18 protein-coding genes are annotated in these 17,258 nt (G+C 67.1%); 7 read left to right on the forward strand and 11 right to left on the reverse strand.

Going from position 1 to position 17,258, the window contains the following annotated elements; translation table 11 throughout:
• Positions 1–337: hypothetical protein (locus VGE49_RS12215; RefSeq protein WP_331034819.1), on the forward strand; the 337-nt coding region annotated here is incomplete at its 5' end.
• Between the two features lie 20 nt (positions 338–357).
• Here the strand turns inward: VGE49_RS12215 and VGE49_RS12220 are convergent.
• The 5 genes from VGE49_RS12220 to VGE49_RS12240 form a co-directional block, all read right to left on the reverse strand.
• Positions 358–1,041, reverse strand: coding sequence for a DJ-1/PfpI family protein (locus VGE49_RS12220; RefSeq protein ID WP_331034820.1), 684 nt, complete (start codon positions 1,039–1,041; stop codon positions 358–360).
• An 81-nt stretch (positions 1,042–1,122) separates the two neighbouring features.
• On the reverse strand, positions 1,123–1,395 hold the full coding sequence (locus tag VGE49_RS12225; protein WP_331034821.1) for a hypothetical protein: 273 nt from the start codon (positions 1,393–1,395) through the stop codon (positions 1,123–1,125).
• 222 nt (positions 1,396–1,617) lie between these two features.
• Positions 1,618–2,313 (reverse strand): pirin family protein, encoded by a 696-nt coding sequence (locus VGE49_RS12230; protein WP_331034822.1) that lies wholly within the window; start codon positions 2,311–2,313, stop codon positions 1,618–1,620.
• 84 nt (positions 2,314–2,397) lie between these two features.
• The gene (gene aroC, locus VGE49_RS12235; protein ID WP_331034823.1) at positions 2,398–3,483 is read right to left on the reverse strand and encodes a chorismate synthase; all 1,086 of its coding nucleotides are present in this window, start codon (positions 3,481–3,483) and stop codon (positions 2,398–2,400) included.
• Positions 3,484–3,493: 10 nt separating this feature from the next.
• Positions 3,494–4,222 (reverse strand): DnaJ C-terminal domain-containing protein, encoded by a 729-nt coding sequence (locus VGE49_RS12240; protein ID WP_331034824.1) that lies wholly within the window; start codon positions 4,220–4,222, stop codon positions 3,494–3,496.
• Positions 4,223–4,372: 150 nt separating this feature from the next.
• Here VGE49_RS12240 and VGE49_RS12245 point away from each other — a divergent pair, with 150 nt between their 5' ends.
• Positions 4,373–4,804, forward strand: coding sequence for a YciI family protein (locus VGE49_RS12245; RefSeq protein WP_331034825.1), 432 nt, complete (start codon positions 4,373–4,375; stop codon positions 4,802–4,804).
• Positions 4,805–4,863: 59 nt separating this feature from the next.
• Complete coding sequence (gene pdxH / locus VGE49_RS12250; protein ID WP_331034826.1) at positions 4,864–5,526, forward strand: pyridoxamine 5'-phosphate oxidase; 663 nt, start codon at positions 4,864–4,866, stop codon at positions 5,524–5,526.
• Positions 5,527–5,533: 7 nt separating this feature from the next.
• Here the strand turns inward: pdxH and VGE49_RS12255 are convergent, their stop codons facing one another.
• Both VGE49_RS12255 and udk read right to left on the reverse strand, forming a co-directional pair.
• A complete protein-coding gene (locus VGE49_RS12255; protein WP_331034827.1) occupies positions 5,534–6,148 on the reverse strand; it encodes a TetR/AcrR family transcriptional regulator in 615 nt (204 codons plus the stop codon).
• Positions 6,149–6,237: 89 nt separating this feature from the next.
• Positions 6,238–6,882, reverse strand: a complete 645-nt coding sequence (gene udk / locus VGE49_RS12260) for a uridine kinase (protein WP_331034828.1) — start codon at positions 6,880–6,882, stop codon at positions 6,238–6,240.
• A gap of 285 nt (positions 6,883–7,167) precedes the next feature.
• Between udk and VGE49_RS12265 the strand changes: the two genes are divergently transcribed.
• Positions 7,168–8,799 carry a long-chain-fatty-acid--CoA ligase gene (locus VGE49_RS12265; RefSeq protein WP_331034829.1) on the forward strand — a complete coding sequence of 544 codons (1,632 nt, stop codon included), beginning with the start codon at positions 7,168–7,170 and terminating at the stop codon, positions 8,797–8,799.
• Positions 8,800–8,816: 17 nt separating this feature from the next.
• Positions 8,817–9,518 carry a DUF1499 domain-containing protein gene (locus tag VGE49_RS12270; protein WP_331034830.1) on the forward strand — a complete coding sequence of 234 codons (702 nt, stop codon included), beginning with the start codon at positions 8,817–8,819 and terminating at the stop codon, positions 9,516–9,518.
• On the opposite strand, the gene VGE49_RS12275 is transcribed toward VGE49_RS12270, so the two are convergent.
• The 3 genes from VGE49_RS12275 to VGE49_RS12285 form a co-directional block, all read right to left on the reverse strand.
• Complete coding sequence (locus tag VGE49_RS12275; RefSeq protein ID WP_331034831.1) at positions 9,515–10,441, reverse strand: MBL fold metallo-hydrolase; 927 nt, start codon at positions 10,439–10,441, stop codon at positions 9,515–9,517. The two genes, VGE49_RS12270 and VGE49_RS12275, sit on opposite strands and share 4 nt — an antisense overlap.
• Before the next feature lie 234 nt (positions 10,442–10,675).
• Positions 10,676–11,080 carry a protein tyrosine phosphatase family protein gene (locus VGE49_RS12280; RefSeq protein ID WP_331034832.1) on the reverse strand — a complete coding sequence of 135 codons (405 nt, stop codon included), beginning with the start codon at positions 11,078–11,080 and terminating at the stop codon, positions 10,676–10,678.
• Positions 11,081–11,082: 2 nt separating this feature from the next.
• On the reverse strand, positions 11,083–11,613 hold the full coding sequence (locus tag VGE49_RS12285; protein ID WP_331034833.1) for a hypothetical protein: 531 nt from the start codon (positions 11,611–11,613) through the stop codon (positions 11,083–11,085).
• A 276-nt stretch (positions 11,614–11,889) separates the two neighbouring features.
• Here VGE49_RS12285 and VGE49_RS12290 point away from each other — a divergent pair, with 276 nt between their 5' ends.
• Positions 11,890–14,937 carry a TonB-dependent receptor plug domain-containing protein gene (locus VGE49_RS12290; RefSeq protein WP_331034834.1) on the forward strand — a complete coding sequence of 1,016 codons (3,048 nt, stop codon included), beginning with the start codon at positions 11,890–11,892 and terminating at the stop codon, positions 14,935–14,937.
• Between the two features lie 149 nt (positions 14,938–15,086).
• Positions 15,087–15,722, forward strand: coding sequence for a hypothetical protein (locus VGE49_RS12295; RefSeq protein ID WP_331034835.1), 636 nt, complete (start codon positions 15,087–15,089; stop codon positions 15,720–15,722).
• Here VGE49_RS12295 and VGE49_RS12300 read toward each other — a convergent pair.
• On the reverse strand, positions 15,683–17,258 hold a 1,576-nt coding region (locus VGE49_RS12300), incomplete at its 5' end, for a vitamin B12 dependent-methionine synthase activation domain-containing protein (protein ID WP_331034836.1). The genes VGE49_RS12295 and VGE49_RS12300 overlap by 40 nt on opposite strands.

The raw sequence follows: 17,258 nt of genomic DNA on the forward strand, positions 1-17,258 counted from the left end.
TCAGTATAGAACGGTTGTAATTCTTAGTGCTGCCGCTCACCGACCTATGCAAGTGGAGGGTGTGACTCATGAGTATGTGAAATTTGAGATTCCAACCGACCACTTTGTGCTTCAAGCCTTTGGTCTATTTCTTGATCTCGGCCGGATTGCTAAAATCGCGGGCGAGTTTTGCGATAGCTTGGGCGTAGCGGTTGAAGGTATTGTTCTGGAGACAGCGTCGTCGGAGGTTGCCAAACAAGCTGGGTGCTCTCCAGAAGAATTTCTTAAGCCGGTAGAAATGCTTGGCGGCACCCTCGTGATGACGGCGACGTTGGATGAGCTAGCGACTGCTAGTTAGCAGTTATAGGTACTTTATCCTCACGTTTTGACATGATTTGTAGAAAAAAGGGGCTCTCCAAGGTCTGTCGAGGGCAAAACCAGGCCTAAGCCGCCAGTCTTCCCATCCGCCAGATGCGGCCCCAGCGCCGCCATCGCCCGCGCGACGTATTCGGCCTTTTCGCCGACGGGAGCGACGTAGTGGATGGCGTCTTCGGCGTCCTGCGGGGTCGCCAGGCGGGCGATCATCCAGGCGGCGAGGTATTGTGAGGCCAAGCAGCCGCCCGCCGTGGCGACGTTTCCGTGCGCGACGAAGGGGGCGTCCACGACATTGACGCCGGCCTCGATGACCCAGGGCTTGGTGGTCAGGTCGGTGCAGGCGGGCAGGTCGCCGATCAGGCCCAGCTTGGCCAGCAGCAGGGTTCCCGAGCACTGGGCGCCGATCAGCTGGCGCGACGGGTCCAGCGTCAGGCGCGACAGGAAGGCGGGGTCGGCGGCGTAGTCGCGGGTCTTGATCCCGCTGCCGATCAGGACGGCGTCGGCCTCGGCCAGAAACGCCAGCGGCTTCTGGCGCCGGATCGTCACCCCGGCCATCGAGGTCACTTCCGGCGTGGGGCAGGTGATGTGCGCCGCCCAGGCTCGCCCCTTCATGCGGTTGAGGATGCCCGCCGCGATGAAGCTGTCCAGTTCGTTGAAGCCGTCGAGGGTCAGGATGGCGATCTGCATGGCGGGCTCGTCAGGGGAGGGAGGCTCACCCTAGGCCGGGAAGGGCGCGGGCCGACAGGGCCGCTTGGCGCGCGAGCGGCCTTAGCAGTCCTTGCCCTGGCGCTGGCGTTGTTCGCAGCGGCGCTGTTCGCGTTCGTATTCGCGTTGCTCGCGCTCGCGCTTGGCCCTGGTTTCCTCGTCCGAGGTGGTGACGGCGTCGAAGCCCGCGCCGACCACGGCGCCGGTGGCCTTGACCGTGCCGCCGACGACCGCCGCTCCGGTTCCGACGACGGCCCCGACGACGCAGCCTTGCAGCATCAGCGAACCGCCGACGACGGCCAGAAGGGCGGTCGCCCGTGCGAAGGACTTGGTCATGAGAATCTCCTGGCGCCCAATCTGACCGGGAGATGTGAACAGAGGCTGACGGCGGGGGCGTGGCCAGCATCCTTCTCCCCTTGGGGGAGAAGGTGTCGTGCGCAGCATGACGGATGAGGGGGCGGTCAGCCCGGGGCTGAAACGTCGAGGTTGAAGCGGCGCTCCCCCTCATCCGAGCCGCTACGCGGCCCACCTTCTCCCCCGGAGGGGAGAAGGGCCGTTTTACAGGCTGTCGACCATGACCAGTTCGGCGTCTTCGCTGGCCGTGATGGTGATGGTCGGCTCGTCGACGATGCCGGCGCCGTCGCGGGCGCTCAGCGTCGTTCCATTGACGTCCACCCGGCCCACGGCGGGGACCAGATAGGCGCGGCGGCCGGCGGCCAGGTCATAGGTCAGGCTCTCGCCCGCCTTCAGCGTCGCGGCCAGAATCCTGGCGTCGGCGTTGATCGACAGGGCCTCGTCCGCCGGATCGCCCGAGGCGACGACGGTGAAGCGGCCCGAGCGGTCGCTCTTGGGGAAGTCGCGCTGGCCCCAGGACGGCGGGGCGCCGGGCTTGTCCGTCTCGATCCAGATCTGGAACAGGGTGGTCGTCTCGTTCTCGAGGTTGAACTCGGAGTGACGCACGCCCGTGCCGGCGCTCATCACCTGAACGTCGCCCGCGCCGGTGCGGCCCTTGTTGCCCATCGAGTCCTCGTGGGTGATGGCGCCGGTGCGGACATAGGTGATGATCTCCATGTCGGCGTGAGGGTGGGGCGGGAAGCCCGATTTGGCGGCGATCTCGTCGTCGTTCCAGACGCGCAGACGGCCCCAGCCCATGCGCTTGGGATCATAGTAGTTGGCGAACGAGAAGTGATGGCGGGCGTTCAGCCAGCCGTGATTGGCGCCGCCGAGGGTGTTGAAAGGTCTGACGTCGATCATGATGCGGTCTCCCATCCGAGGAATGCTTGAGACCTAGATAGGATCGCGAAATCATATTTGCAACTGTATTAGTTTCAGATTACCTCAGCCGACCTGCGCCCGATGCCGCAGCATGGCGTCGGCCAGGACGATGGCGGCCATGGCCTCGACGACGGGGACGCCGCGCAGGGCGACGCAGGGGTCGTGGCGGCCCTTGGTGCGCAGGTCGACCTCGGCGCCGTCGCGGTTGATGGTCTGGCGCAGGGTCAGGATGGAGGAGGTGGGCTTGAACGCCACGCGCGCCGTCAACGGCTGGCCGGTCGAGATGCCGCCGAGAACCCCGCCCGCCTTGTTGGACAGGAAGGCCGGCCGGCCGTCGTCGCCCAGGCGCATTTCGTCGGCGTTGTCCTCGCCCGTCAGTTCGGCGGCGCCGAAGCCCGCGCCGATCTCGACGCCCTTGACCGCGTTGATGGACATCAGGCCCGAGGCCAGTTCGGCGTCCAGCTTGGCGTAGAGGGGCGCGCCCCAACCGGCGGGGACGCCCGTGACTTCCAGCGCCACGACGGCGCCGATGGAGGAGCCGGCCTTCCTCACGCTGTCGAGGTATTCCTCCCACGCCGGGACGGCCTCGGCTGAGGCGGCGAACAGGGCGTTGTCATAGACGGCGTCGAAGTCGATGGCCTCGTCGGCGATGCGGTGCGGGCCCAGCTGGACCACGCCGGCGCGGATGCGGATGGTGTCGCCCAGGACTTTCCGAGCCACGGCGCCCGCCGCCACGCGGCTGGCGGTTTCGCGGGCTGAGGAGCGCCCGCCGCCGCGATGGTCGCGCACGCCGTACTTGGCCTGATAGGCGTAGTCGGCGTGGCCGGGGCGGAAGGCGCGGGCGATCTCGCCATAGTCCTTGGAGCGTTGGTCGGTGTTTTCGATCATCAGACTGATCGGCGTGCCGGTGGTGACGGGGCCGTTTCCGTCGTCGAAGACGCCGGACAGGATGCGGACCTGATCGGCCTCCTGCCGCTGGGTGACGAAGCGGCTGCCGCCGGGCTTCCTCAGGTCGAGCAGGGGCTGGATGTCGGCCTCGGTCAGCGGAATCAGCGGCGGGCAGCCGTCGACGACGCAGCCGATGGCCGGGCCGTGGCTTTCGCCCCAGGTGGTGACGCGGAACAGATGACCGAAGGTATTGTGCGACATGGCCTATGGCTTAGGCCGCGAGGCGCTCCGGCGTCCAGACCCGAGTGAAGCGCAGCAGCAGGTCTTCGGCCGCCGAGGGCAGGTCGGCGGAGGCTTCCAGCTTGACGAACAGGTCGCCGGCGGGGCGGCTGCCGCGTGCGGGCAGGCCAAGGCCCTTGAGCCGCAGCCGCACCGGCTCGACCATGTCGGGCGCCAGCCAGGATGAGCGCGGACCGGCGTGGGTCGTGATCTCGATACGGCCGCCGTCGTCCATCATCCGCTGCGGCACGGTCCAGGTCATGAACAGGTCGCCGCCCAGCACCGACAGGCCGTCGGCGGGGCGGATCAGGACGGGCAGCAGCAGGTCGCCGCCGTTGGGCGCGGCGCGCTTCAGTCGGATCTTGTCGCCCGAACGGACGCCGGACGGGGCGTGAACCCGCAGGGTGCGGGCGCCGACGGCCACGCGGACGTCGCCGCCGTTGAGGGCCTGCTTCGGCGTCAGGGTTAGAAGCGGGACCGGGGCGGGCGGCTGGACGAAGGGCCTGGCGTGGGCGGGCGCGGGCAGGGCCAGGGTCTGCGCCTGCAGCAGGCGATAGGCGGCGATGACGCGGCGGAACCGCTCGGCGTCGCCGCCGGGCGCATCGGGACGAGCCGCCTTGACCGCCGCGCGGAAGGCCGCCGTCAGGCCGTCGCTGCCGACCGGGCCGGTCAGGCCCAGCAGAAGCCGAGCGTTTTCGAAGGTGAGGGCGTCCGCGCACATGGCGGCCAGCCTTGGTCGGATATGGTCAAGACCGGGTTAACCTTGCGTCGAGTTGAAAAATCGCGACCTGATGTCGGAAGCGGCCCTGTCCGTTCGACGTAGCGATGTTGCGGAGATCAACTCCGCCGTTCAAACCAGGGGAGAGACGCCATGCGCGTGATGGTGATGATCAAGGGCACGGACGCCATCGAGGCGGGGGTTCAGCCTTCGGAGGCCCTGCTTCGGGACATGACGGCCTTCAACGAGGAACTGGCGGCGGCGGGCATGATGCTGGCGGGCGAAGGGCTGCATCCGTCGTCGAAAGGCAAGCGGGTCGTGTTCGGCGGGCGCGACACGCCGATCGTGGTCGACGGCCCCTTCGCCGAGACCAAGGAGCTGATCGCCGGCTTCTGGATCTGGCAGGTCAAGGACATGGACGAGGCCGTCGCCTGGGCCCGCCGCATCCCCGACACCGACAAGCTGCACGGCGAAGTCGAGATCCGGCCCATCCTGTCGATCGAGGATTTCGACACCATCACGCCCGAAATCGTGACCCGCGAGGAGGCGCTGCGCGACCGGATCGGGAGCTATGGCGAAGCTTGATGCCGCAGGTTGTCCACGTCTGATGACGTGAGGGAAGCGGAGGTGTAAGGATTGGGGTCATGACCCAGTCCCTGATCCCGCCCAGCCCGTCCGTCGAGGACTACGCCGCGCAACTGGCGGCCAATGCGGATGAGACCATGTTTGATCGGCGCGAGCCGTTTGGCCTGTTCGCGGAGTGGCTGGAGGCGGCCAAGGCGTCGGAACCGAACGACGCCAACGCCATGACCCTGGCGACGCTGGACGCCGAGGGAATGCCGGACGCGCGCATCGTCTTGCTCAAGGACGTGGACGCACGCGGCTTCACCTTCTTCTCCAATCAGGAGAGCGCCAAGGGCGAGCAACTGTGGGCGCATCCGTCGGCGGCCCTGGTGTTCCACTGGAAGAGCCTGCGCCGTCAGGTCCGCGTGCGCGGCGTCGTGGAGGCCGTCAGCGCGGCCGAGGCCGACGCCTACTTCGCCAGCCGGGCGCGGGAGAGCCGCATCGGCGCCTGGGCGTCGGATCAGTCGCGTCCTCTGGCCAGCCGCGAGGTGCTGGAAGCCGGAGTCGCCGCCGAGACGGCGCGCTTTGACGGCGAGGACGTGCCGCGCCCCGATCGCTGGATCGGCTGGCGAGTGATTCCGTCGCAGATCGAGTTCTGGCGCGACCGCCCGTTCCGCCTACATGATCGACTGCGGTTTGATCGCGACGGCGACGGATGGAAACCGACGCGCCTCTGGCCCTGATCGGAATTCAGACGCCGTAGCGGGCCAGGAAGGTCTCCACCGCATCCTCGGCGATCTGACGCGGAGGGCGGGCCGCCGTGACCTCGTCGCCTGTCACCAGGGGCACGAAGAAGACGGGGTGTTCGACCATGCCCATCAATTGGCCGGCCGCCCAGGACGGCTTGGCGGCCTCGATCTGGCCCGCGGCGTTCATCTCGACCAGGGCGGCGATCAGCACGGCGCCGAAGTCGTGCTTGCCGCGCTCGAAGAAGCTTCTCGCCACGGCCTCGAAGCGCGGGCGTTCGGCCAGCACCAAGCGGAACACCGAGTGCACGAACGGATCGCTCATGAACTCCGCATAGGCGCCGAGGAAACCCGTCAATCGCTCGCGCGGCGCGCCTTCGCAGGTTTTGACCGCCGCCATGCGCCGCGAAAAGTCCTCTGACGCATCTTCGATGACGGCGGCGAACAGGGCCGCCTTGCTGTCGAAGAAGGCGTAGAGGGTGGCGGTGGATACTCCGGATTCGCGGGCGATCGGCTCCATCCGCGTGGAGGCGTAGCCCTCGGAAATAAAGTGCAGGCGGGCCTGACGCACAATGGCGGCGCGTCGGGGGTCGTCGAGATCGTGGACCGAAGCGGTCATCAGAACCTTGCCCAAATGTAATAAACTCAGGGTGCCTCTATTTCGCCACTATTGCAACAGGGTAAACGCTGTTTTGCGAACGGAAATCATTAGCGATGCCAAGCTTCTAGCAGCGGATGGGCCAGGACCGGCGCGACCAGGCGAATGACCGCCTGCGGATCTTCCAGCCGCACCGCCGCCGTGGCGTCGGCGACGATGAAGTCGGCGTGGGTGCGCGAGGGTTCGGTCAGCCGCTCGTGGCCGGGGCGGACGGTCAGCAGATACTGATGGATGACGGATTCGGCGGTGCGGCCGCGCTCGGTCTGGTCGCGCAGCAGGCGGCGGATGAAGCGGATGTCAGCGGGGGTGTCGACGAAGACCTTGATGTCGAACAGGGCCGTCAGCGCCGCGGTGCACAGGACGTGCGTGCCCTCGACGACCACCACCTCGGCGGCGGGGATCGGCTCGCCGCCCGGGTCGCGGCCGTGGTGGATGAAGGAATAGAGCGGGGCCGTGACCGGACGCCCGGCCTTCAGTTCGGACAGATGTTCAACCAGGAGGTCGTGATCGCGCGCGGCCACGTCGTCGAAGTCATGGGTGTCGGCGTTGAAGCCCGGCACGCTGGCGGCGTCGCGGTAGTAGGAATCCTCGCGCATCAGCACGGCCACGCCCGCAGGGAGGGACGTGACCAGGGCCTCGGCCAGGGTGCTTTTGCCCGAACCGGAGCCCCCGGTGATGGCGATCAGGATGGTCATAGGGCGGTCTCCGTAGTTCCGGCGGCTTTCTAGGCGGCTGATGCTGGATTGACCATGTTGCGCGAACCGCACCTGCGCCGAAGAAGTCGTCCGGGCCGGCGCGGCTTGCGAGGCATGACGTTTCCGGCCTCCTTGGATCGGGAGCGAAGTCATGCGGGGCGGGATGAAAAGCCGCGACCGGGTCTGCGACCTTGTTTCCCTAACGGCACGTTGCTTATCGCCGTTCACCTAGATAGCGTCGCTGCAAAGCGCCACGTTCTAGAGGGCGCGAGACGAGGAAATGCGATGCTGGGTTTGATGCAGGACTGGCCGCTGACGGTCGACAAGATTCTCGATCACGCCAAGAATTGGCATCCGAACCGCGAGGTCGTGACGCGGTCCGTCGAGGGACCGATCGAGCGCACCACCTATGGAGCCATCCACGGCCGGGCCAAGCGGGTGTCGAATGCGTTGAAGGCCTGGGGCGTGCAGCCCGGCGACCGCATCGCCACCCTGGCCTGGAACACCGCCGACCACATCGAGACCTGGTACGGCATCATGGGCATCGGCGCGGTTTGCCACACCCTGAACCCGCGCCTGTTCCCGGAACAACTGGTCTACATCATCAACCACGCGGGCGACCGGATCATCTTCGTCGACCTGACCTTCGTACCGCTGCTGGACGCCATCCTGCCGCACTGTCCGTCGGTCGAGCGCGTCGTCGTCATGACCGACCCCGATCACATGCCCCAGACCAAGCTGCCGGTGGTCGAATGCTATGAGACCGTGCTGGAGCAGTCGTCGGAAGACGTGGAGTGGGGCGGCTTCGACGAACAGACGGCCTGCGGCCTGTGCTACACCTCGGGCACGACGGGGAACCCCAAGGGCGTCCTCTATTCGCACCGCTCGAACTTCATCCATACCCTGCTGGGCCTGCAATCGACCGTCCTGGGCGCGACGCCGAAGGAAGTCATCCTGCCGGTGGTGCCCATGTTCCACGCCAACGCCTGGGGCATCGCCTTCGGCGGTCCGGCGGCGGGGTCCAAGCTGGTCATGCCGGGCGCCAAGATGGACGGGGCCTCCATCTATGAACTGCTGGAAACCGAAGGCGTCACCTTCTCGGCCGCCGTGCCGACTGTCTGGCAGGGGCTGCTGAACCACCTGCGCGAGAACAATCTGAAGCTTTCGACGGTCAAGCGCGTCCTGATCGGCGGCGCCGCTGTGCCGGAAAGCATGATCCGCGCTTTCCACGACGAGTTCGGGGTCGAGGTGCTGCAGGGCTGGGGCATGACCGAGACCTCGCCCATCGGCACCCTGTCGAACATGACGCCGGAACTGGCCGCCCTGCCGTTCGAGGAGCAACTGAAGTGGCGGGTCAAGCAGGGCACGCCGCCGCTGGGCGTCGAGCTCAAGCTCAAGAACTACGCCGGTCAGGACATGCCGCACGACGGCTCGACCTATGGTCGTCTGATGATCAAGGGCCCGACCATCGCTCGCGCCTACTTCCGCGACGAGGGCGGCGAGATCCTGGACACCGAGGGCTTCTTCGACACAGGCGATGTCTCGACCATCGACGATCACGGCTTCATGCAGATCACCGACCGGGCCAAGGACGTCATCAAGTCCGGCGGCGAATGGATCAGCTCCATCGAAATCGAGAACCTGGCCGTCGGCCATCCCAAGGTCGCCCTGGCCGCCGTCATCGGCGCGGCTCACCCGAAATGGGATGAGCGCCCGGTCCTGCTGATCAAGCTCAAGGACGGCGAAAGCGAGGACAAGCAGGAGCACCTGGACTTCCTGACCGGCAAGATCGCCAAGTGGTGGATGCCCGACGACGTGGTCTTCCTGGCCGATATTCCGCTGGGCGCGACGGGCAAGATCGACAAGAAGCTGCTGCGCGAGCAGATGAAGGATTATCGTCTGCCGACCGCGGGCTGATCTTTCAGGAGGGCCGCATGGCTGAACCGACCCGGACCCAGGCGCGCGCGGCCGAGATCCGTCTGCGCTGGCTGACGCTCGCGGCCTTTCTGGCGCCGATTCTGGTGCTGGCCGCGGTGTTCGGGACGCGGTTCGGCCTGTGGGGCGCCGGCTTCGGGCTGGAGGGGCTGACCTTCAAGGTTGGGCGCGTCCTGGCCTTCGTCGGACTGGCGGCGGCCCTGGTCGCCGTAGTGATCGCTTTCAAGGACGTGCGTCGTCGAGGGCTTTACGCAGCCGTGGCGCTTGTCGTCGCCGGTGCAAGCGTGGCCCTGTTCCTGATCCAGGGGCAGCGTTTCGCGGTCCAGGCCTCCAACGATGTGACGACCGACGCAGCCGAGGCGCCGGCCTTCTCGCGGGCGGTGGCGGCCATGCGCGGCGGCCAGGGGGCTGGAGAGGGCGGGGCGTCCGTCGCCTGTCCGGGTCTGATTGCGGTTCCGCGTCAGGTGGCGCCGGAAACGGCGGCGGCGGCGCTGGAGGCGGCGGGATTCACGCCTCGCGGCGCGGCGGCCTTCAGGGCGGACGGCTCCAAGGAAGGCTTCTGGTTCGGCCTGACCTATGACGCCGCCATTCGCATTCGCCCCGGTCGCACCGACGTGCGCGTGGCCCAGCGTGAAGGCGTGAAGGTCGGCGACGAGGCTTGCCGTCTGGCTCGCGCCGTCACGGACGGGTTGCGGCCCTAGTCGGCGGTCAGGGCGTAACGCGCCGCCATCGTCGGTCCCGGCGCGGCCACGGCGCGGCCCTCCTGCACCAGCTTGATCAGGTGCGACAGGACCGAGAGGCTGGCTGCCGGCCACAGCCGCTGATCGACGGCGGCGTAAAGGGCGGGGACCATCTGGGCGATGGTCGCGTCGCCCGCCGCCAGCCTCGCGCAGATCTGCGCCTCGCGCTCCAGCCGGTGGTCCCGATAGGCCTTCAGGAAGGGGGCGACCTGGGTGATGGCCGGGCCGTGCGTCGGCCAGATGGTCGAGAATCCGCGCGCCAGCACCCGCTCCAGACTGCCCATATAGGCGGTCATGTCGCCGTCCGGCGGGGCGACGACGGTGGTGGACCAGCCCATGACGTGATCGCCGCTGAACAGGGCGTTCTCGTCTCGCAGCACGAAGGCCATGTGGTTGGAGGCGTGGCCGGGCGTGGCCATGGCCTCGATGGTCCAGCCGTCGCCCTCGATCCTCTGGCCGTCCGTCACGATGACGTCCGCCTTGAAGTCCGCGTCGTCGTCCTCGTCCATTGAGGCCTGATCGATGGCATCCGAGGCGTGGACCGTCGGCCCGTGCGGCCTTGCCGCCAGGATAGGGGCGCCGCCGACCGCCTCGGCCAGGGCGCGGGACAGGGGGGCGTGGTCGCGATGGGTGTGAGTGACCAGGATGTGGCTGACGCTTCGCCCCTTCACCGCCCGCAGCAGGGCGTGCAGGTGAGCCTCGTCCTCGGGGCCGGGGTCGATCACCGCCACGCTCGCGCCCGGCATGTCGCGCCCGACTATATAGGTTCCCGTGCCGGTGAAGGTGAAGGGGCCGGGATTGTCGGCGATCACCCGCTGGATCAGCGGCGAGACCTGATCGCGATGGCCGTAGGTGAAGTCGAACTGTCGGACATAGGGGATCACGGGCGGTGGTCCTTGCGGAGCGAGCAGGGTGGTCGACGCGGCGCCGACCTTGCGTTCAACGCCTGTAACCTATTCAGGAGCCCGCGCCGTGACCCGAACCGCTGTTTTTCCCGTGCCAAATCGACTTCCGGCCGTGATCCTGGCCCTGACGTGTCTCATGGCGGTCCAATGGGCGGCCGCTTCGTGCACGCCGGAACCCGCCGCGCCCTACGCCGCCCGGGTCGGCGTCGTCCGCTAGAGCGGCACGCGACTGAGATCGTAGCCCGCGGCCAGGGCCTGGGCCCGCAGGGCGTTCACGTCCGCGCCTCGGCCGGCTTCGGCCATGGCCCAGGTGGCGGCTGACCGCATGCCCGAGCGGCAGAAGAGAAGGGCTGGCGCGCCGTCGTCAAGGAAGGCCCCGACGGCGCTGACCGTCTCAGGATCGGGAAGGCCCCGAACCGGCGCCTCCAGGTAGGCCAGGCCGGCGGCTTCGGCGGCGGCGCGGATTTCGGCGCCGGTGGGCTGGCCAGGCTCCTCGTCATCGGGGCGGTTGTTCACCACCTTGCGGAAGCCGAGGCGCGCCGCGGCGTCGGCCAGGGCGTCAGGAGAAATCTGGCCGGACAGCCAGATGCGATCGTTCAGGGCGACGGGGTCGGTCATTACTATTGCCTCTTCACGCGGACGGCGCGGCTGCGTCCGGCGGTCAGCAGATAACTGCCGAGGGCGGCGCGACGCACGCGAATTTCCATGCCGGTTCGATTTTGGAAACGGACCGGATCGGAATCGATCTGACGCCATTCCGAGCCGTCCGCCAGGCGGAACAGCCATTTGCCGTCCAGGCCCTGGCCTGCGCTCAGCAGCGTGGTTTCGACGGCGTCGATTCTCTCGGCCGGATCGTCGCGTCCGAACATGGGCGGGAGGGACGGAATCTCGAAGCCGAACAGCTGGCGGCGCGCTTCGCGAATCTGTCCGCGCTCGACCACGACCACCTCGCCCTGGCGTTCGGCGGCGTCCAACGCGCCGGCTGCGCGGTCAAAACAGCCCAGGCGCTCGGCGTCCGACGTTATCTGGCGACAGGCCGCGACCTGCTCCAGAAGCGGCGATCGGTTTGTGGCGGAATTTTGCGCATAACTGGATGAAGGGAGCAACAAAACGGCGAATGTCGCGGCGCCTAGTGTGGTGATGATGCGCACATTTCCCTCCAGGAGAAGCTTAGCCGTTTAAGATGACTCTTAATGCCACGGTGTTTCCATCAAGGCCATACGAGTCAGAGCGTGGCGATTTTGCGACAGGGTAGAGGCCACTTTGTTACTCGCTTGTAATTTTCCTGTCCGATACAGATTTCGCGTGGCTAACCTCCTGGCCAGCTACCGATCCGACGCGTCGTCAGGCGCCAATCGAGTCTAGCCGTGGACGACAGGTGAGGGGCAAGCTTTGCTGTTGCCGTCCACAACTCAGGAGGACGAACCTTGAAATTCCAGATCAAACGCGAGCGACTGCTGGCGTCGACGATGATCGCGGGCTTCGCGCTCGCCGGCCTGGCGGCTCCCGCCATGGCTCAGACCACCCCGGCGCCGGCTCAGCCTGAGCAAGCCAGCCAGGTGGGCGACATCGTCGTGACCGGCTCGCGCATTCGCCAGCCCAACCTGACCACGACCAGCCCTGTGACCCAGGTCACGGGCGAGGACATCGACGTTCAGGGCGTGACCCGCGTTGAGGACCTGGTCACGCAGCTTCCGCAGGCCTTCGCCGCGCAGAACTCGACCGTGTCGAACGGCGCCTCGGGCACGGCCACCGTGTCGCTGCGCAACCTGGGTTCGTCCCGCACCCTGGTCCTGATCGACGGCAAGCGCATGGGCTACGGCTCGCCGCAGGACGACGCCGCCGACCTGAACCAGATCCCCGGCCAGATGGTCGAGCGGGTTGAAGTGCTGACGGGCGGCGCCTCGGCCGTCTATGGTTCGGACGCCATCGCCGGCGTCGTCAACTTCATCATGCGCCGCGACTTCGAAGGCATCGAAATCGACGCCCAGTACGGCTTCAACCAGCACAACAACGACTATGACGGCGTCGGCAACGTCCGCAACGTCATCGCCGGCCGCGCCACGACCAACCCGTCGCAGTTCAAGCTGCCCGACGACAACGTCACGACCGGCTTCAGCCGCGAAGTGAACATCCTGATGGGTGTCAACGCTCCGGACGACAAGGGCAACATCACCCTGTACGCCGGCTATCGCAAGAACAACAAGGTTCTGGGCCGCGACTACGACTACGCCGCCTGTTCGCTGGGCGCGCCCGCAGCCGCCACGCCGAACGACTTCACCTGCGCCGGTTCGGGCACGTCTTTCCCGGGTCAGTTCACGGACTTCACCAACTTCGCCTACACGGTCGACGCCACCGGCAACTTCATTCCGTATGTCGGCGCGCGTGACGCCTACAACTTCGGCCCGCTGAACTACTACCAGCGTCCGGATGAGCGTTACACCCTGGGCGTCTTCGGTCACTACGACGTCAGCGACAAGGTCGAGCTCTACACCCAGCTGATGTTCAGCGACTATTCGACGCTCGCGCAGATCGCGCCGTCGGGTAACTTCTTCGGTGAGTTCGCCAACGGCTTCCGCACCACGGACGGCAGCTCGAGCATCAGCTGCTCCAATCCGCTGCTGTCGGCCCAGCAACGCACCGCCATCGGCTGTACCGCGGCCGACATCGCCGCCGGCGTTGACAAGTCGATGTACATCGGCCGCCGCAACGTCGAAGGCGGCGGACGTCAGTCGGACATCCGCTTCCAGTCGTATCGCGGCGTCGTCGGCGCTCGCGGCGATCTGAACGAAGCCTGGAGCTATGACCTGACCGCCCAGTACTCGCGCGCTCAGTTCACCAACATCTACCGCAACGAGTTCTCGAACACCCGTCTGGCGCGCGCGCTGGACGTCGTGACGGACCCGGTGACGGGCCAGCCCGTCTGCTCGTCGGTTCTCGCCGGCATCGACGCCGACTGCGTGCCCTACAACATCTTCAAGTCGGGTGGCGTGACTCAGGCGGCGCTGGACTACCTGCAGGTGCCGCTGGTCGCCACCGGCTGGACCACCCAGCAGGTCGTCTCGGGCTCGCTGACCGCCGACCTCGGCGTCTATGGCGTCAAGTCGCCGTGGGCCACGCGCGGCGTGCAGACGGCGTTCGGCGTCGAGTATCGTCGTGACGGTCTGGACCTGACGCCTGACGTCTCGTTCACCAGCGGCGACGGCGCCGGTCAGGGCGGCGCGACCCTGGGCCTCAATGGTTCGAACCAGGTCTATGACGTGTTCGCCGAAGCCCAGATTCCGATCGCCGAAGGCATGGCCTTCGCCGACCAACTGTCGGTCGACCTGGCCTATCGTCACTCGGAGTATGATCTGGGCGGCGGCACGGACTCGTGGAAAATCGGCGCCGACTGGGCCCCGGTTTCGTCGGTTCGCTTCCGCGCCAGCGCCCAGCGCGCTGTCCGCGCGCCGAACGTGATCGAACTGTTCACGGCCCAGGGCTTCAACCTGTTCGATCTGGACGCCGACCCCTGCGACAAGAACGAAGCCGCCAGCTATGCGGGCGACGCGGCCTGCATCGGCACCAATCCGTGGCAGGTGACGGCGGCTCAGGCGATCAGCCCGGGCATCTCCAGCCCGGCCGGCCAGTACAACTTCCTGCAGGGCGGCAACACCGCACTGACGCCGGAAGAATCCGACACCCTGACCTTCGGCGTCGTCTTCACGCCGGAGTTCCTGCCGGGCTTCAACCTGACGCTCGATTACTTCGACATCCAGATCGACAACCTGATCTCGACGATCGGCGCTCAGAACTCGCTGGACGCCTGCTACACGTCGGGACTGGCCGCGGCTTGCGCCAACATTCAGCGTAACTCGAACGGTCAGCTGTGGATCGGCACCGGCAACGTCATCGACCTGAACACCAACATCGGTGGTCTGTCGACGTCGGGTGTGGACGTTGCGGCCAACTACAACATGGATCTGGCCGACTACGGCTGGGATCGCGCCGGCACCCTCGGCTTCACCATGGTCGGCACCTGGCTGCAGTCGCTCGAGACCGACACGGGTCTGGGCTTCGACAACTCGGTCTATGACTGCGCCGGCTTCTTCGCCAACCAGTGCGGCGTTCCGAACCCGGAATGGCGTCACCGTCTGCGCGTCGATTGGGGCACCCCTATCGAGGGTCTGAACCTGGCCGGCACGTGGCGTTACTACGGCGGCGCTGAAATCGCCGTTCTCGGCGATGACGGCAGCCTGAACAACGCGCCGTCGAACCGGATCGACCGCGAGTTCGACGCCATCAACTACTTCGACCTGGCGGCGACCTGGCAGGCTCGGGACAATGTCTCGGTCCGCGCGGGCGTGAACAACGTCTTCGACACCGATCCGCCGCTGTCGCGCAGCGTCGGCACGACGGGTAACAACAACACCTACCCGCAACTGTACAACGCCATGGGCCGCTACATCTTCTTCGGCGTCACGGCTAACTTCTAAGCCCCTTCAAAGGCTTGGGGATTGGGCGGCGGGTCTTCGGACCTGCCGCCCTTTTCATTTGAGAACCGTCGCCGCAGAAAAACCATCTGAGGCGGCAAGCGTGACGGGGTGGCGCGCCGCTGTCGCCGCTCGAGAGAAAGACACCGCCTATGGCCCTGCGTTCCGCCTTGCTCCTGGTCGCCGCGATGACGGTCCTGTCGCCCGCAGCGACCTTGGCCCAGGATGAAGGACCCATGATCACGGCGAACCGCGCGGCCGAAACGGCCGAGGCGTTGAAGATTCGCGAAGCCATGGCCTATGCGGCCGAACTGCCGCGCGGGGCGCCGCAGGGGGACTATCCGCTGGTGGCGTGGTGCGAGGCCCTGATCAAGGGGCACATCGCCCTGGGCGAGAGCCTGCAGACATCCGACGCCCTGGACCTGGACATCATTCGCCTGGGCAAGCTTGAAGCGGTTGATTTCAATACGGCCCTGGCTGTCGCCGGCGCGCGCCAGTCTGCGGCGGTCAAGGCGATGGCGCAGCAGGCGGCGACCGCCGCCGCCGGTCAGTGGGCGCCCCTGCTGGCGCAGCAGGACGTCAAGGCGCGCAGCGAGGCCTTCGGCCTGTTCTTCGGCCTGCCGGGACGGTGCGAACACGCCGCGCGACGCATCCGCGAGAACATCACGGCGGCGCCGGCCACGCTGAAGGACGTCGGGCTGGACGCCGCGACGGGGCTCCAGCGGCCTGACGGGTCAGGCGGCCCTGTTCAGGCCGCGGTGTCGCGCGCCGCGGCGCCGGGCTCGTAGTTGAGGATGGGGGCCAGCCAGCGTTCGGCAGTCTCCACGTCCCAGCCCTTGCGGATCGCGTAGTCCTCGATCTGATCGCGGTCGACCTTGCCGACGCCGAAGTAGTGGCTGCCCGGATGGCCGAAGTAGAGGCCGCTGACCGAGGCCGGGGGCGTCATGGCGTAGCTTTCCGTCAGGGCCATGCCGGCGTTGTTTCCGGCGTCCAGCAGGCGGAACAGGGTCGCCTTTTCCGTGTGATCGGGTTGGGCCGGATAGCCGGGGGCGGGGCGAATGCCCTGATACTTCTCTTCGATCAGGTCCTGCGTGGTCGTGGCTTCGTCGACGGCATAGCCCCAAAGCTCGGTCCGCACCTTCTTGTGCAGGGCCTCGGCGAAGGCTTCGGCCAGGCGGTCGGCCAGGGCCGTGGCCATGATCGAGGAATAGTCGTCGCCGGCGTCCTTGAACCGCTTGGCGATTTCGAGTTCGCCGTGGCCCGCCGTGACGGCGAAGGCGCCCACGTAGTCCGCGCCGTCCTCGGCGATGAAGTCCGACAGAGCCAGGTTGGGCTTGCCGTTCGACTTCTTGATCTGCTGGCGCAGGGTGTGGAAGCGGGCGATCTCCTGATCGCGGCTCTCGTCAGCATAGACGGCGATGTCGTCGCCGTCCGCGCGGGCGGGCCAGAAGCCGACGACGCCGCGCGCCGTGAACCACTTCTCGTCGATGATCCGCTTCAGCATGGCCTGGGCGTCTCTGAACAGATCCTGGGCGGCCTCGCCGACGATCTCGTCCTCGAGGATCAGCGGATAACGGCCGATCAGCTCCCAACTGGCGAAGAAGGGCGTCCAGTCGATGTGGTCGGCCAGGTCGGCCAGGTCCCAGGCGTCAAACGCCCGCACGCCGAGGAAGGAGGGCTTGCCCGGCATGGCGGCGGTCGGATCGGGCTGGAAGCGGTTCTCGCGCGCCTGCTGGAGCGTGGCGCGGGCCTTGACCTCCTGGCCGCGCGCGTACTGCTCGCGGATGCGGATGTATTCGTCGCGCGTGGCGGCCTCGTTGTTCGCCTTTTCGGTGGGTGACAGCAGGCCGGAGACCACGCCGACGGCGCGGCTGGCGTCGATGACATAGGTGGTCGAGCCCTTGCGATAGCCCGGCTCGATCTTGACCGCTGTGTGGGTGCGGCTGGTGGTGGCCCCGCCGATCAGCAGGGGGATGTCAAAGCCGCGTCGCTCCATCTCGCGCGCGACGAAGACCATTTCATCCAGCGAGGGGGTGATCAGGCCGGACAGGCCGATGATGTCGACCTTGTGCTCGACGGCGGCGTCCAGGATGCGGTCGGCCGGGACCATGACGCCCAGGTCGATGACCTCGTAGTTGTTGCACTGCAGCACGACGCCGACGATGTTCTTGCCGATGTCGTGGACGTCGCCCTTGACCGTGGCCATCAGGATGCGGCCCGCCTGCTCGCGCGGCTTTCCGGCCTTCTCTGCCTCCATGAAGGGTTCGAGCCAGGCGACGGCCTGCTTCATCACGCGGGCCGACTTGACCACCTGCGGCAGGAAC

It is taken from the genome of Brevundimonas sp., assembly GCF_036405315.1.
Lineage (GTDB): Bacteria > Pseudomonadota > Alphaproteobacteria > Caulobacterales > Caulobacteraceae > Brevundimonas.

Excerpts from the sequence above, each read along its gene's own strand:
- VGE49_RS12220 (WP_331034820.1), bottom strand. The coding sequence starts at position 1,041 with ATGCAGATCGCCATCCTGACCCTCGACGGCTTCAACGAACTGGACAGC.
- VGE49_RS12225 (WP_331034821.1), bottom strand. The coding sequence starts at position 1,395 with ATGACCAAGTCCTTCGCACGGGCGACCGCCCTTCTGGCCGTCGTCGGC.
- VGE49_RS12230 (WP_331034822.1), bottom strand. The coding sequence starts at position 2,313 with ATGATCGACGTCAGACCTTTCAACACCCTCGGCGGCGCCAATCACGGC.
- aroC (WP_331034823.1), bottom strand. The coding sequence starts at position 3,483 with ATGTCGCACAATACCTTCGGTCATCTGTTCCGCGTCACCACCTGGGGC.
- VGE49_RS12240 (WP_331034824.1), bottom strand. The coding sequence starts at position 4,222 with ATGTGCGCGGACGCCCTCACCTTCGAAAACGCTCGGCTTCTGCTGGGC.
- VGE49_RS12245 (WP_331034825.1), top strand. The coding sequence starts at position 4,373 with ATGCGCGTGATGGTGATGATCAAGGGCACGGACGCCATCGAGGCGGGG.
- pdxH (WP_331034826.1), top strand. The coding sequence starts at position 4,864 with ATGACCCAGTCCCTGATCCCGCCCAGCCCGTCCGTCGAGGACTACGCC.
- VGE49_RS12255 (WP_331034827.1), bottom strand. The coding sequence starts at position 6,148 with ATGACCGCTTCGGTCCACGATCTCGACGACCCCCGACGCGCCGCCATT.
- udk (WP_331034828.1), bottom strand. The coding sequence starts at position 6,882 with ATGACCATCCTGATCGCCATCACCGGGGGCTCCGGTTCGGGCAAAAGC.
- VGE49_RS12265 (WP_331034829.1), top strand. The coding sequence starts at position 7,168 with ATGCTGGGTTTGATGCAGGACTGGCCGCTGACGGTCGACAAGATTCTC.
- VGE49_RS12270 (WP_331034830.1), top strand. The coding sequence starts at position 8,817 with ATGGCTGAACCGACCCGGACCCAGGCGCGCGCGGCCGAGATCCGTCTG.
- VGE49_RS12280 (WP_331034832.1), bottom strand. The coding sequence starts at position 11,080 with ATGACCGACCCCGTCGCCCTGAACGATCGCATCTGGCTGTCCGGCCAG.
- VGE49_RS12295 (WP_331034835.1), top strand. The coding sequence starts at position 15,087 with ATGGCCCTGCGTTCCGCCTTGCTCCTGGTCGCCGCGATGACGGTCCTG.